The 15107-nt window shown below is 52.6% G+C and carries 14 protein-coding genes; 7 read left to right on the top strand and 7 right to left on the bottom strand.

Translation table 11 applies throughout. The features are described 5' to 3' along the window. Window positions 1-15 precede the first annotated feature (15 nt). Together ACFVSO_RS26595 and ACFVSO_RS26590 are read left to right on the top strand one after the other, a co-directional pair. The gene (locus tag ACFVSO_RS26595; protein ID WP_387479753.1) at window positions 16-594 is read left to right on the top strand and encodes a TetR/AcrR family transcriptional regulator; all 579 of its coding nucleotides are present in this window, start codon (window positions 16-18) and stop codon (window positions 592-594) included. 209 nt (window positions 595-803) lie between these two features. Then, a complete protein-coding gene (locus ACFVSO_RS26590; protein ID WP_387479752.1) occupies window positions 804-1718 on the top strand; it encodes a hypothetical protein in 915 nt (304 codons plus the stop codon). Here the strand turns inward: ACFVSO_RS26590 and ACFVSO_RS26585 are convergent. Beyond that, a complete protein-coding gene (locus ACFVSO_RS26585) occupies window positions 1705-1956 on the bottom strand; it encodes a transporter (RefSeq protein WP_387479751.1) in 252 nt (83 codons plus the stop codon). The two genes, ACFVSO_RS26590 and ACFVSO_RS26585, sit on opposite strands and share 14 nt — an antisense overlap. A gap of 372 nt (window positions 1957-2328) precedes the next feature. On the opposite strand from ACFVSO_RS26585, the gene ACFVSO_RS26580 reads away from it, so the two are divergent. The 5 genes from ACFVSO_RS26580 (at window position 2329) to ACFVSO_RS26560 (ending at window position 7766) form a co-directional block, all read left to right on the top strand. Further along, window positions 2329-3540, top strand: a complete 1212-nt coding sequence (locus ACFVSO_RS26580; RefSeq protein WP_387479750.1) for a GTP-binding protein — start codon at window positions 2329-2331, stop codon at window positions 3538-3540. A 280-nt stretch (window positions 3541-3820) separates the two neighbouring features. Then, on the top strand, window positions 3821-4828 hold the full coding sequence (locus ACFVSO_RS26575) for a methionine ABC transporter ATP-binding protein (RefSeq protein WP_387479881.1): 1008 nt from the start codon (window positions 3821-3823) through the stop codon (window positions 4826-4828). A 92-nt stretch (window positions 4829-4920) separates the two neighbouring features. Further along, complete coding sequence (locus ACFVSO_RS26570; RefSeq protein WP_387479880.1) at window positions 4921-5526, top strand: methionine ABC transporter permease; 606 nt, start codon at window positions 4921-4923, stop codon at window positions 5524-5526. A 38-nt stretch (window positions 5527-5564) separates the two neighbouring features. Further along, complete coding sequence (locus ACFVSO_RS26565) at window positions 5565-6431, top strand: MetQ/NlpA family ABC transporter substrate-binding protein (protein WP_387479749.1); 867 nt, start codon at window positions 5565-5567, stop codon at window positions 6429-6431. A gap of 165 nt (window positions 6432-6596) precedes the next feature. Continuing rightward, on the top strand, window positions 6597-7766 hold the full coding sequence (locus tag ACFVSO_RS26560; protein ID WP_387479748.1) for a MalY/PatB family protein: 1170 nt from the start codon (window positions 6597-6599) through the stop codon (window positions 7764-7766). Between the two features lie 286 nt (window positions 7767-8052). On the opposite strand, the gene ACFVSO_RS26555 is transcribed toward ACFVSO_RS26560, so the two are convergent. The 6 genes from ACFVSO_RS26555 to ACFVSO_RS26530 all read right to left on the bottom strand — a co-directional run bounded on the left by ACFVSO_RS26555 (window position 8053) and on the right by ACFVSO_RS26530 (window position 15097). Beyond that, window positions 8053-8871 (bottom strand): SPL family radical SAM protein, encoded by an 819-nt coding sequence (locus ACFVSO_RS26555; RefSeq protein WP_387479879.1) that lies wholly within the window; start codon window positions 8869-8871, stop codon window positions 8053-8055. After that, on the bottom strand, window positions 8849-9385 hold the full coding sequence (locus ACFVSO_RS26550; RefSeq protein WP_387479878.1) for a methylated-DNA--[protein]-cysteine S-methyltransferase: 537 nt from the start codon (window positions 9383-9385) through the stop codon (window positions 8849-8851). The genes ACFVSO_RS26555 and ACFVSO_RS26550 overlap by 23 nt, the downstream gene beginning before the upstream one ends. A gap of 11 nt (window positions 9386-9396) precedes the next feature. Next, window positions 9397-10020, bottom strand: a complete 624-nt coding sequence (locus ACFVSO_RS26545) for a bifunctional transcriptional activator/DNA repair enzyme AdaA (RefSeq protein WP_387479747.1) — start codon at window positions 10018-10020, stop codon at window positions 9397-9399. Window positions 10021-10233: 213 nt separating this feature from the next. Further along, on the bottom strand, window positions 10234-10437 hold the full coding sequence (locus tag ACFVSO_RS26540) for a PLDc N-terminal domain-containing protein (RefSeq protein ID WP_387479746.1): 204 nt from the start codon (window positions 10435-10437) through the stop codon (window positions 10234-10236). A 148-nt stretch (window positions 10438-10585) separates the two neighbouring features. Continuing rightward, window positions 10586-11884 (bottom strand): uracil permease, encoded by a 1299-nt coding sequence (gene uraA / locus ACFVSO_RS26535; RefSeq protein ID WP_387479745.1) that lies wholly within the window; start codon window positions 11882-11884, stop codon window positions 10586-10588. A 294-nt stretch (window positions 11885-12178) separates the two neighbouring features. Continuing rightward, complete coding sequence (locus tag ACFVSO_RS26530) at window positions 12179-15097, bottom strand: S-layer homology domain-containing protein (protein WP_387479744.1); 2919 nt, start codon at window positions 15095-15097, stop codon at window positions 12179-12181. Between the last annotated feature and the right edge of the window lie 10 nt (window positions 15098-15107).

Genomic DNA, 15107 nt, shown 5'->3' with positions numbered 1-15107 from the left:
AGGGAGGCTGTATGTGTGAATCGGGAAGAGAAGAAGCGCATAACAGAAGAAAACATTATTGACGCGGCTTATCAATTGTTTTCCAGCAAAGGATATGACTTAACAACCGTAGCTGATATTACCGAATTGGCTGGTGTGGCAAAGGGCACCTTTTTTAATTACTTTCGTACGAAAGACGAAGTATTAGTCCGCATTCAAAAAGCGTTGTTTTTTAGCGAAATCACCCAAATCAGCGAGCGGGCAGAAGCTCCCTTTACGCCAAAAATTTTGTCTCTGGTAAAAGAATTAGGAGACTCGTTTAATGGCAACCGGACTCTGGTGAGAGTATCCCTTCAGCAGCTCCTGTCCGCCGGCTCGGCGGGAACGATTCAAGGCAGCATGAAAGCCAAGGTAGATGCTCTGACGGTTATTTTCCAAAAAGCCCAGCAAGCAGGGGAGCTGACCGGTGACATTCCAGCTGAAGAGATGGCGCAGACGGCGTTGAAATTATATAAAGGCACCTTAATGGATTGGTGTACTAGCGGAGTTGAAGGGAAACTCGGAGATCAATTGATGGTGGCGTTTCGCATTTTTACAAGGGGAATCCAGAAATAATGAAGAAATGAAAACGGTGATATGCCGTTTTTGGCCAGCGAACCATCATAAAAAGCTTAACCGGACATTGTGTGCCTGGTTAAGCTTTTTTTATTTGTAGAAAAAACAGATGGTTGTTGCGTCTGTTTGTCCAAGCCATTCTTGAACTTGCTGCATCTTCTATTATTGTACAACCCTTAATTTAGATTTTTGAAGGAGGCGGTTTATGAATGGCGACAGTTGATGTAGTTAGTATATTCACAAGAGGCGCTAGGTCAAGTGATACGGCTGAGCTGCGTCTGGCAAGGGTGGCGAATGATATTGCAAGAGCGACAGCGGTATGGAGCACAGGTTTTTTCCCTGGCGTAAGCTGCAATATCAATTTCAACAACTTGCAGATTATTTTCCGAGATGACGTGACGCTAGTTGCGAACACTGTACCGGGGATTAGCGATCCCAGAATCGTCAATCTGATCTCGCAGACGAAAGCGGCGACGAATAATGCGGTAGCCATTTACGTCGTCTATGTGAGCGGGCCAACCTTAAGCTCAGGAGCGATCGGCAATGCTGGTCCGCAGTTTGACAATTTTGTCAGCACAACAAATTTCCGTATTGTAGGTAATTGTGTCATGAGTGACGATGCAATTGATACCTACGCTTTGGCGCATGAAGCGGGACATGTTCTGTTTGGCCGATTCCTGAATAATAACTCGGACAGCTTTACGATTAACGATCCTTCCAACCCTGGAGAAGCGCATAACAACATCCCGAACAATGTCATGTTCCCATTTATCCCTGCAAGCAACCCGTTCATCAATGCTGCGCAATGCAACGTGGCGAGCCAAAGCCGGGTTATCCGCGAGAATGCCGGCGCAACCCCGGTGGCGGCTATGGCTGAGGCCAATGCCTTCTCTCCCATCGCGAACAATGCTGCTGCTGCCGGTGCTTCATCGAAAAAAGGCGGATGCTGTTCATGCTGTGATCAAGAACATCACCCCGGCTATATCTGTGTGCCTATTCCGAAGCGTGTGAGAAAATTGAATGAACATGTGTTCAAGCTGCTGAAGAAGGCTGGCCCGGATAAACTGAATACGAAGTTTAATTTTATCTGCAAAGACAAAATGATCGTCCTTAAACACAGGTAAACGATTGAATCGATCTCAGATCAAAGCCGGCGTACATCCAGGAGAAGCCGGTCCATCGAAATCCTGCTACTGAGTTTGGCCCTACGAACACGGGGAAAAACCAGAATTGCTGGCCGTGATGCATCCAGATATACGTAAATCGGAACATGCAGCGGCGAATTCCGCCCGGATCGACAGCTAGCAAGGATGCGGATTGCTGCTGTGGAACAAATGAAGGCGGCGGCGAGGTTGGCGCCATTTGCTGACCGCCTGGAGGACCGGGAGTTGGTCCAGTGCCTGGCGGCGGTCCTGGAGGTCCCCCGGGTGGCCCAAAGGGTGGGCCGAACGGAAAATATGACATGAAATCACTCCATTTTCATCAAAATGAACGTACGAGGAAAGCTTGAGAAGTCAGCACTTGTGGTGCTGATTTTTTTTGTATTCTATGCCGATGCCCGCCTACAGGTGATGCAATCAGCAGGCAATCTTAGCCCAACTTGTCGGGAGTATGAACCAATATGAGGTAACTCATCTACATACGCTGCATGGGAGCCAATCCTATTTCAAACTTGCTATTCCTCATTTCGTGTCTTATAATCGTAATAATTACGATTAAGGAGAGTGCAATGACATGAAGTATGAACAAACCACCCTTGGCAATCCCAATAAGCTCCCGGTAACGGTATTAAGCGGTTATCTCGGTTCTGGCAAAACGACGGTGCTTAACCATGTGCTGAACAACAGGGAGGGCTTGCGCGTAGCCGTGATCGTCAATGATTTGAGCGAGGTGAACATAGACGCTGATTTGGTGCGGGGCGGGAGCGGGCTCAGCCGGACGGAAGAGAAGCTGGTGGAGATGTCCAACGGCTGCATCTGCTGTACGCTGCGCGATGATTTGCTGCAGGAGGTTGAGCGGCTGGCGAAGGAGGGGCGGTTCGATTACATATTGATCGAATCTACCGGGGTAGGCGAACCGGTGCCCGTCGCGCAAACGTTCACTTACGTTGATGAAGAATTGGGCATCGATCTCTCGCAATTTTGCCAGCTCGATTGCATGGTGACAGTCGTGGACGCCTACCGCTTCTGGCATGATTTCTCCTCGGGTCAATCACTGCTGGACCGCAATGAGGCGGTAGGGGAAGGGGATATGCGCGATGTGGTCGATCTGCTGATGGACCAGATCGAATTTTGTGATGTGCTGCTGCTTAACAAATGTGATCTGGTGGAGGAAGAGGAGCTTGCCGAGCTGGAAGGAGTCTTGCGCAAGCTGCAGCCTAGAGCGCGTATCATCCGTACAGAGCAGGGACGCGTGAAGCCGTCCGATATTTTGCATACGGGCTTGTTCAACTTTGAAGAGGCCAGCGTCTCAGCGGGCTGGATGAAGGAGCTGTCGAAGCCCGTTCATACGCCGGAGACGGAGGAATACGGTATCTCATCCTTTGTCTATGAGCGCGCAAGACCGTTCCATCCCGTTCGGCTCATGAGCTGGATGGAGGACTGGTCGCCTGAAGTGGTCCGGGCAAAAGGAATCGTGTGGCTGGCTACACGCAGCGAGCTGGCCCAAAGCCTCAGCCAAGCGGGGCCATCCGTTCAATTCGGCCCGTCGGGTTACTGGGTAGCCGCGCTTCCGGCAGCGGAACAGAAAGCCATCCTGCTGGAGGAACCCGATCTGGCGAGACAATGGCATCCGGATTATGGGGACCGAATCAACAAGCTTGTTTTTATCGGCATCAGTATGGACAGGGAAGGCATTACGGCAGGACTTGACGATTGTCTGCTGACCGATCAGGAGTTGGAGATGGATTGGCGGACGTTGGCCGATCCCATGCCGAATGCAATGTGACTCTTTAAGGAAGCAATAGAGAGAGTACCATTATTAGTTACGTGACAGCTAAAGGTTAATCCGTGTCTCACGGGTTAGCCTTTTTCTGTGTTGTCGGATACTGCGGATTCCCCCTCCATTCAATCCTGACTGGCTTAATTTGCTTCATGAAGGGCAGGGGTCCTATGAATATTATGGGTGCTTAATATGAAAAATAGGGTCAATCCTGAATGTGTAACGGAAAGCAGATATTCCATCCTTATCGTTGAGTATGATTCACATCCAGAAAGGAGTGTTCCCGCTGATTGATCTCATCGACATCGAGAAGGTATACCAGACCGGCAAGAAATCATCCTTTATCGCCCTGCGCGGCATTAACTTGAAGGTGGAGAAGGGAGAAATATTCGGTGTAATCGGCCGGTCTGGAGCGGGGAAAAGCACACTCCTTCGCAGCGTGAACCTGCTGGAGCGGCCAACCGGGGGCACGGTTATTGTAGGCGGGGACAAGTTAACGGCGTTAGGAGAAAGGGAGCTGCAGGAGAAAAGGAAGCGGATCGGGATGATCTTTCAGCATTTTAATCTGCTTACGACCGCGACCGTGCGGGATAACATCGCGTTCCCGCTGCGGATCGCCAGGCTCAGCGCGAACCGGATCAAGACGCGTGTCGATGAACTGCTGGAGCTGGTCGGTCTGACTGCCTATCAGCATCATTATCCGAGGCAGCTTTCCGGCGGACAGAAGCAGCGCGTCGGCATAGCCAGAGCGCTGGCCAACGATCCTGAGGTGCTGCTCTGCGATGAGGCGACCTCGGCGCTTGATCCGCAGACGACGGATAGCATATTGACGCTGTTGAAAGAGATCAATCGCAAGATGGGCATCACCATTCTGCTCATTACGCATGAAATGGGGGTCATTCGCTCCGTATGCGATCGCGTCGCCGTAATGGAGCATGGCCGAATTGTGGAGAGCGGCACGGTACTGGACGTTTTTCTTAATCCGCAGGACAAAATCACGAGAGAGTTCGTCAGTGAAGTGTCCGATACATTCGGGAGCGAAGCGATTGACGCTTATCGCGCGCAAGGGAGAATGGTGCGTATTCACTTCCGGGGAGATCAGACCTATGAGCCTGTCCTGTATGAGACCGTACGGCGTACGGAAGCGACATTCGCCATTCTGCAAGGCACCGTATCCAAGATGAAGGATGTTCCGTATGGGCAGTTGATTGTAGAGCTAAGGGGCAGCGATGCCGAGGTCGATCGCATTATTGAAGAGTTGGGCCAGCAGGGACTAGGGGTGAGCAGACTATGACAGGCAAGGTGGCTACAATGGCTGGTTCGTACCCGTTTTCTTTTTTCTCGGATGTCCGATGGGACGACATCTTCAAAGCTTCGAATGAAACCATGTATATGCTCGTATTCTCCTTGCTGTTCACGGTTATACTGGGGCTGCTGCTAGGCATTGTGCTGTTCCTGTTCTCTGAAGGCCAACTGCTGCAGAATAGGGCGTTGTACGGCATACTGTCGGTTATCGTGAACGTGCTGCGCTCCGTTCCGTTTGTCATCCTGATGATTCTGATCATGCCGGTTACGAAAATAATCGTGGGCACGTCTATTGGCGTGAAGGGAGCGATACCGCCGCTGGTCGTAGCCGCCGCTCCATTCTTCGCCCGGCTGGTGGAAACCTCCTTGCGTGAGGTTGACAAGGGAGTCGTCGAGGCAGCGACAGCAATGGGAGCCTCGAAGGGCATGATTGTGCTGCATGTGCTGCTTCGGGAGGCTCGAACGGGGTTGATTGCGGCGATTACGATAACGGCCGTTACGCTTGTCTCCTATACCGCGATGTCTGGCGTAATTGGCGGCGGCGGGCTAGGCGATCTTGCCTTGCGCTTCGGCTACCAGCGCTTCCGTCTGGATGTCATGATCGTAACTGTCGTTTTACTGCTTATTCTGGTTCAAATCTTGCAAACGGTGGGCGATATGCTGGTCCGGACGTTCAGCCGAAGGTAACGATCCAACCATTCCATAAGAAATAGGTGAAGGTACACATGAGAAACGATTCGATTAAAATGCTGATTCTATGTCTGCTGGCTCTGATGCTGGCAGCTTGCGGCAACAATGGAGCGAACAACGGAACGGGAGGCGCTTCGCCATCCTCCCCCGGCACGGAAGGCGGCCAGCCGCAAGGAGAGAGCGTCAAGCTCAAGGTTGGCGTCTCGCCGGTTCCGCATGCCGCCATATTGAACCATTTAATCCCCGTGCTCAAGGAGCAGGGCGTCACGCTGGAGGTCGTAGAATTCAACGACTATATTCAGCCCAATGTGCAATTGTACGAGAAGCAGCTAGACGCGAACTTCTTTCAGCATGAGCCTTATCTTGTTCAATTCAATAAGGATCGCGGCTATGATCTGGTGAAGGCAGCCGGCGTTCATATTGAGCCCTTCGGCGTCTACTCGCATAAAATCAAATCGATCGATGAACTGAAGGACGGGGCCAAAATCGCCATTCCGAATGATCCGACCAACGGCGGCCGCTCGCTTATTCTGTTGGCGCAGCATGGATTGATCGAGCTGGATGAGAGTGCCGGCGTCGAAGCGACGGTATCGGATATTAAGAACAATCCGCGCGGCTTCAAGTTTGTGGAGCTGGAGGCAGCTACGCTGCCGCGGGTACTGGATGAGGTGGACATCGCGGCGATCAATACCAACTTCGCGCTGGAAGCGGATCTTAATCCGACAGAGGACGCGCTCTTTATTGAAGATAAGAATTCTCCTTACGTCAATATATTGGCGGTCCGGCCGGACAATAAGGACAATGCCGCCATACAGAAGCTGGTGCAGGCTCTGAAATCGCCGGTTGTTGAATCCTTCATTAACGATACCTATAAAGGCGCAGTCATACCGGCATTCGATTAGCATAACCAATCCCAAACAGATCGTCATCCCTTCGCATCATGCGGCAGTGGATGGCGATCTTTTGCTGCGGCTTGATTTTCTTTGATTTCAGATAGAGGAATGGTTAAGATAGAGAAATAGACCAGCTCGGGCATGAGGAGCGATAACAACGACGGGGTGATAGCTTTGTCTTATTCATTTGATGAGTTGATTGATCGTAAAAATTCGCGTTCCTACAAGTGGGATCAAGTAGGGCCGTTATTCGGAGATAAGGATATTTTACCGTTATGGGTGGCCGATATGGACTTCCCGAGCCCTCCAGCTGTAAGAGAGGTTCTGCACAAGCGGGTAGAGCTTGGAGCATACGGTTATGCGATCCGTACGGATGATTATTTTGACGCCATTATGAGCTGGTTCCAGCGCAGACATTATTGGAAGATCGAGAAAAACTGGATTGTCGACAGCCCAAGTGTCGTCACGACGCTGAGCCTGGCTGTCGAGCAGTTCACTGCGTCTGGCGATAAAGTCGTGATACAGACGCCTGTCTATTATCCGTTCTACGATGTAGTCGAGAGCAATGAGCGGGTCTTGGCCCTTAATCCGCTAATCAATCGGGACGGCCGCTACGAGATGGACTTGGAGCATCTGGAGTCTCTGTTCCGCGACGGCGCGAAGCTGTTGCTATTCTGCAACCCTCACAATCCGGGCGGGCGAGTATGGAGCCGGGACGAGCTGCTGGCACTGGGCGAGCTCTGTCTTCGTTATGGCGTTATTGTTGTGTCGGACGAGATTCATTGCGATCTGATCTTCCCCGGCCATGAGCATGTACCGTTCGCATCGCTATCGGAAGAGCTTGCAGATATTACGATTACGTGCCTGGCTGCGACCAAAACCTTTAATCTGCCGGGACTTCATACCTCCTTTATGGTTATACAGAACAGCGGCATGAGAGCGCGCCTCGACAAGCGAATCAAGACGCTGAGTATTCATATGGCGCAGCACTTCGCGCAGGATGCGGTTGTGGCGGCTTATAATGAAGGCGAGGCATGGCTGGAAGATTTGCTTGTCTACGTGAAGGGCAATCTGGATTATGCGCTCGCTTATCTGGAGGAGCATCTGCCGCAAGTGAAGCCGATGAAGCCAGACGGCACTTATCTGTTGTGGCTGGATTGCCGTGCGCTTGGCCTTGACAAGAACGGCCTCAAGCAACTGATGCATAAGAAAGCAAAAGTTGCGTTCAACGAAGGCTCTATGTTCGGCGTAGAGGGCGAAGGCTGGCTGCGCGTTAATCTGGCTTGTCCGCGGTTTATTGTGGAGCAGGCGCTGCGCCAGTTCTGCGAGGCTGCCAAGCAATAGCTTATGAGCTCGGTATAGGTTCATAGTAGGAGGAGGCTGTTCGAATGTTGTTCATTCTCTCTATCCTGTTATTGCCTTTAGGGCTTGTAATTTCGGCGGCGCCATAAGCACGCTGGCGGCGTTAGGCGGCATTATTGCGAGTTTTTTCTTATAAAGATAAGAGCGGCATCCATTGGATGCCGCTCTTTCTATTTGCTCAACCCTTATCCTGATATGCTAAAAGCATTCTTCCGCCTGACTGAAAGCTTCTCGCGATAAGGATACGAGAAGCTGTAATGGCTCCCTGTTACGGCTCGAAGCCCTCTTGGCTAACGAGCCATTCGCCATCCCGGAATTCCTGGCGGATGCGCTCGATTACAAGCTGCAAAGCCTCCGGATGGTACCATTCCGATAAGCCATGCTTACGATATAGAGCTTCCAGACCCAGCCGCTGCGTCCGCTTGCCGCCGCTGCCATCGCCGTTGAAGTAGTCGTCGATGCATACGCGCCTGGTCGCTTGGCGAAGCAGGCGAGGAAAGCTCTCGCTGCTAGGAAGAAGCGGGGCGATTGCCGCTTGCGTGGCAATGCCTGCTTCGCTTAACGCAGCCAGCGCCCGCAGTCGCGCGGCAATAGGAGGAGCCGACGGAGAGAACAGCTTGCGCATATCCTCGCGGTCCGTCTCGATCGTCATGCTGACGCGCACCCGATCTCCCAGCCGCTTCAGCAAGTCGATATCGCGCGTGACCAGCGGGCTGCGCGTCTGTACGAGCAGAAAGTCCGGCGGTTCCTGGGCCATTGTCTCCAGCAGCGACCTTGTGACCCTCTCTCCATATTCGGCGGGCTGATAGGGATCTGTGCTCGATGACATGAAGATGGTGACAGGGCCTCTTTTCTTCGCCGTGCGAAGCTGGCGCCGAAGCACCTCCGCCGCGCCTTGCTTGACGTCGACCCATGTCCCCCATTCCTGCTGACGGAAGAGAGAGACGGGCATGCCTCTGACGTAGCAATAGGAACAAGCGAACGCGCAGCCCGCATACGGGTTAAGCGAATGGGTGTAGCCGGAGAGGAAGCCTGTCCCTTTGTTCAGTACGGTTTTTGGTTGTTTATAATAAAGCCCGGTTCGCATGTTCATGCTCCAGCTCCAATAGTTTGGTTTTCATCGGGAGGCCGCCGCGGTAACCTGTGAGCGCGCCGTTTTTGCCCACGACACGATGGCATGGGACGGTGATCAGCACGGGATTGGCTCCAATCGCGCTTCCGACCGCCCGTACCGCTGCGGGCTTGCCGATCGCTTGTGCAATATCCGAATAGGAGACTGTAGCGCCGTATGGTATGGCCTGTAGCGCCTCCCAGATGGCTTGTTGGAAGGGCGTTCCCTTGACATCATGCGGGAACGAAAACGATAGGCGCTCTCCGTCCCAATATTGCTTAAGCTGGTTCATATACACCTTAAGCTTGTCGTCATCTCGCACCCAATGTGACGCCTTGTATCGGGAAGATTCGCGCCGGATCAAATCCTCTAGTGATTCTCCGATTGCTCCTACGCAGCATAGCCCGTTCTCGGTAGCCCCAATCGGCACACTCCAGCTGCCGTGCTCAAGCAGCGCTCCGTAAACGGTTTGTTCGCGAGTTCTCGTCAGTGTTGCCATCCTCATATCCCTCCTATATGCTGCCGCTGCCTGAATACGGCAGGCGTCAATCCGTTTGTTTTCTTGAACAAGGTAATAAAGTAAGGCGTATTGCGAATGCCGACGAGCTCGCCTATGCGGGATACCGGGCTGTCCGTTTCGGCTAGCAGTCTTGCAGCATGCTGCATCCGAATTTGCTGAATATAAGCAAGTGGCGTCATACCCGTTGTTCTCTTGAACGTGCGATGCAGATGATAGGGACTGCCGTGGCAAATCTCGCCCAGCGTCGCAAGATCAAGCTCCTCCATATAATGCCGGTCCACATATGCGGCAATTTGAGCTGACCATTCCTCGTCAGGCAGACGTTCGCCAGCAGGCTTGCAGCGTTTGCACGGCCGATAGCCGGCAGAGACGGCGTCTGCTGAAGTGGGGAAGACCTCCGCGTTGCTTCGCTTCGGGGGTCTGGATTTGCAGGAAGGTCTGCAATAGATGCCCGTTGTTCGCACCGCATAATAGAACCGCCCGTCATAGGAGCCGTCATTCACACAGATGGCGGTCCATTGCTCCTCGGAGATGATGCCGGGTCGTCTTTTATGAACATGAGCTGCCAGACTAGTCGTTAATCGATCATTCGGCTCTTTCGCCATCCGTCTCACTCCTTCTGCTCCTAGTATAGCGGAAAGACGGAACGAATGTACGCTGTTTAAGATGGAAAAGCAAGATTGTGAAATTGCAGACGGCGAGGAAGGAGAAAGGATGCGGCCCATCGGCCGCGATGATAGGACGAGACGCTTGTGACTGGAAGCTTCAGGTATTACACGAGAGGATGATGTGGCAGAAGCGCAAAGGTGGGGAGCGGGTTAGTCTTTGCGGATAACCAAATAAATAATGAAGCCTACAACGGGGAACACAATCGTGCCGACAAGAACGAGTAAAGCGTATTCATTGTTTTTGCCCAACCGTCTTGCATCGCGATAGGCCCATACGCTGGAGGCGATATTCAGAAGAAACAGCATGAACATAATAAGCAGCATAAGCAAACCAAGTAGTCCGAATCCGGACATAGGGCATACCTCCTTACAGAACGAACAACATGTTCCATATTCATCGATATATGACTTTACATACGATTGCCGGACCTGTTTCGTTTCGATAATACGAAAAAGCCCTGCCGGTGAACCCGAAGGTTCACTGGCAGGGCAGCTTGTCCTATTAATGAGCGGCTGCGTCGTCGTCGTTCGTCATGCGAAGCACTTCGAAGAGCTTGAACAGCAGGCTAAGCACGATCGCTACGATTGTCGCCAGCGACATGCCGCTGAAGGATACGTCACCGAACGTAAGCTTCACGCCGCTCAGGCCGATGACCAGAACGACAGTTGTAAGGAACAGATTGGTCGGTTTGCTGTAGTCGACCTTCGATTCCACCAGCATCCGCAAGCCGGAGGCTGCGATAACGCCGAAGAGCAACAGCGATACGCCGCCCATAACCGGGGTAGGAATACCGGATACAAGCGCGGAGAACTTGCCGGAGAACGACAGGACGATGGCGATCACCGCTGCGCCGCCGATGACGAAAGTAGAGTAGACTCTCGTGATCGCCAGTACGCCGATATTCTCGCCGTAGGTTGTATTCGGCGTGGAGCCGACAAAGCCGGACAGAATGGTGGAGATCCCGTTGCCGAGCATTGAACGATGCAAGCCGGGGTCTTTGGTCAGATCCTTGCCCACAATATTGCCTGTTACGATCAAGTGGCCGATATGCTCAGCGATAACAACCAGCGCGACCGGAGCGATCGCTATAATCGCCGACCAGTGAAACTCAGGGAATGTAAAGGTCGGGCTGGTGAAGACGGAAGCATCGGCCACATTGTCGAAGTTGGTTTCCTTCATGAAGTAAGCCAGTACGTAGCCGAAGATGATGCCGAACAGGATCGGGATAATTCTCATGAAACCGCGGAATAGCACCGAACCGAGAACCGTAACAGCTAGTGTTGCTGTCGATATGATGACGAGATTGGGATTCATCACCCAAGTAAGAGGATCATCCTTATCGCCAGGAATATAACCGGCCATTTTAGCTGCAACTGGCACAAGCTCAAGACCGATAATCGCGACGATCGCGCCCATAGCCGCAGGAGGGAAGACAACGTTCAGCCATTCCGTGCCGGCTACTTGAATAATGAAGGCCAGAACGGTGAAGATAACGCCTGCCGCGATGAAGCCGCCAAGCGCTGCCGCATAGCCGCCGCCTGCCGCTTCACTGGCGATAATCGCGCCGCCAGGTCCGAGGAAGGCGAAGCTGGAACCCAGATAAGCCGGGATCTTGCCTTTTGTAACGAGAATGTACAGCAGGGTGCCGATACCGTTCATCAGCAAGCAGATGGCGGGATCGATCTTAAAAATGTTGGGTACGAGTACCGTCGAGCCGAACATCGCGAATAGATGCTGCAGACTGAGCAGAAGGCTTGGGACGGCTGGCGGCCTTTCGTGGACGCCGATCGTTTTACTCATAGATCATTCTCCTTGAAGTTTTAATGAAATTCGACAAATTCCTTTGATGATTCTACAGACTTCCTTAGTAATTGGCAAGCGTTTTCTGCACACTTGCGGAGATTTGTCCGATTAAGCGCTAAATGCCCGTATTCAGCGAAAAGAACGCAATTGGAGCGACGATGCCATGATATTGCCCCTTTAACGTTGCACTTTATGAACAGCAAAAACAACAGGCAGCCGAGGGCTGCCTGTTGTGCAATCATACTTAAAATTGTTCAATCGTTGGGTAGAGAACCTTCTATATAGAAGGAATTAATTTGCCGCCAGCAAATTGTACAGCACTTGAGCGACTTGTGCTCTTGTCGTATTCGCTTTTGGCGACAGCTGGCCGTCGTTGCCGGATACGACTCCGCTAGCCACAAACGTCTCGAACGCTTTCTGAGCGTACGCTGCGATTTGACCCGCATCGCTGAAGTCAGCGGTGGAAGCATTCGATTGCTTCGCCGGCACTTCCTTCAGAACCTCAAGCGCACGGTACAGCAGCGTGAACAGATCCTGACGTGTAATCAGGTCGTTCGGCTTGAACTGATTGTCGCCAGTGCCTGTCGTAATGCCCAGACGCTTCGCGGCAGCCAGGTAGCCGGTGTAATACGTGTTGCCGGCGTCGGAGAAGTTGGCTGCATTCGCAGCATCCGCTTCAATTCCGTATGCTTTCAGCAACAAGACGATGAATTGTCCTCGTGTAATGGCTGCTCCTGGATTGTATTCGCCGTTCCCGGAGCCATTCGTCACGTCTCTGGCAGCGAGGAAAGTGACGGCATTACCATACCAAGCGCCTGCAGGGACATCGGTGAATGCCACTTTGTTGTAACCGATAATATATTGCGAGAAGTGAGTTGTCCCAAATTCTACAGCTCCCGCAGCAGCGGAATATTGACCGCGCACCGTATGCAGCTCGCCTTCACCTGTGACATGGTAGACGATAATGGCTTGCGCATCCTCGCCAGCTTGCAGACGGTAAGGGATGCTGACCCACACTTCGCTTCCGCCGAATTCCGATATGGATGTTTCGCCGGCGAATACGCTCAGGTCATAGACCGGTCTGTCGCCGAGCACTTGCTTGCCATCCTCTGTGAGCGAGGACTTGGCGACAATAAAGCTGATGTCGCCCGTATCCTTCGACTCGCCGATCGCTTTCAAGGCTGCGGAATCGAACACAATGGAGGCTAACCCTACATTTACCTTCAGCTCCACATTGGAGCCGGCAATCAGCTTGTTGTAGTCCTCGCGCGTCAGCGTCACTTGCGTCGTGCCATCAGCGGAGTCGGCTTTCACATTCAGCTCTACAGCAGTCGGCTTGCCAGCCGCCGCATCCTGCTTCGCAACCTCAATCAGCTTCGCAGCTTCCTCTTCGCTTACAACCGCAACTGTAATCCCCGATGTTGCATCCTTGCTTGCAGGGAGCGTCACGGCAACAGGCTTGCCATTGCTGCCCGATTGTTCAGGTGTTGTAGTCGGCTCCGGAGATGGAGTTGAAGGGCCTGGGTCTCCGCTTCCAGGGGAGCCCGAGTTCGCCCTCACAATGACATCCACCGTTTGTCCGGCTGCATAATAATGTTCTGTAGGCTCTGTAGCGCCTGCATTATAACCTGTTTTTGCCCTGTAGCGGACTTGATAGGTTCCAGCCGCCAGACCTGTGATGGATGTGCCTTCTACAGGCAGGTAAGCATCGGAACCGTTCGCTTTGTATTCCAGCGCTTCGGATACGCCTTTAATTTGGCCATTTTTGGCGCTGGACGAAGAAGCATTGACCGTAGTCAGATCAGTCGGCACCGATTCTTGTCTGGTAGACAGCAGATTCAGCGCTTTTTTGAAACGGTCGCGGTTGCCGCTTGTATGGCCTTCTTCAATGTTAGTCCAAGTGTACATCAGTTCAACATGTCCGTAGATTGGAGCGGAAGTGCCAGTGGAGTCGACATTGTCTTTGTTATACGTGAATACATAAGGTACTTGCAGGCGCTTCGCATAGACTCTGCCCTCGCCTTCGCCGGACCAGATCAGATAGCTGCCGCTAGGCGTCTCTGGCGGTGCAGCGGGATTGCCGTTCGCATGCTTGCTGTTCGCTGTCGTAATGTTCGTCAAATACTGATTGACCAGATCGACGTAGATACGGGCATTGGGATGATTCACGTCGCGCACATGAAGCTCGGCACTCTTGAATTCTTTTGTGACCGGGTCAAAGCCGTTGTCCAGTCTTGTATCCCATGTATAGACCGTCTGAATGCCTTCGTCAATCGCCCATTGGTTAATCAGATCGATGACCGGCTGCGTGTTCGGGCACCAAGGACCCCCGTACAGGATGGCATAGTCGCCGGAGCTCTCTTGCAGCTTCTTCAGCTCGTCATACGTGACAGTCTGGAATACAACGCGGCTGCCTGTGAAGACCGTTCGGCCCGCCGCTGCATTGTAAGTGGATCTGAAATAGCTTTCGTTATCGATCAGGGAGTGGATGGCTGCCTTCTTGCCGTCCGTTTCCTTGGAGATCGGATCGAATACCTCGCGTACCTTTGCCTTATAGGCTTCCACCTTGGCAGGATCGATCTTGCCATCGGTCTGGAAGTCTGCCTCGGTCAGAAGCTCCTGCAAGTCCGATACGATCGGGGCTGCTCCATCGCCGTTGGTCCGGTTATAGACGAACAGATAAGGTGATTCGATACGGTCGGCCTCGCCAGATTGGGCGCCGACGGTATAGGAGATTTTGGCCGCGCCTTCAAGCTCAAGGTTCGTCAAATGCTGGTTCACCAGCTCCACATAACGCTTGCGGTATGTATCCGGGCTGCTGCTGTCCGCAATATCGGCGGAAGCCGTGTCCCCGTCCAATCTAGTATCGAAGTTGTAGATTGCTTTAACGCCGTATTCCTTCGCTACATCATTGATGTAACCAATGACGGATTGCGTGTGATCGCTCCACGCGCCACCGAACAGAACGACGTATGTACCGTCTGAATTGAACAAGTTCCACAGCTGGTGGTAAGTCAAGGTTTCGAATACGTTCGACTTGCCAGCCAGCTCGCTGTATGAGTCAGAGAAATAGGAGGTATAAGTGCCGTACTTGGCGACTTTCGCAGGAGCGTTGTCCGCTGCGCTGGCAGGGCCGGCGGAGACCGCCGGCAGTACCAGAGTGAGCGCCAATAACAACGTCAGTATCGTTTTAAAGCTGCGCTTTTGCATAGTTGTATCT

It is taken from the genome of Paenibacillus sp. NPDC057967 (assembly GCF_042887015.1).
GTDB lineage: Bacteria > Bacillota > Bacilli > Paenibacillales > Paenibacillaceae > Pristimantibacillus.
This window is presented reverse-complemented; position numbering and strand designations above follow the sequence as displayed.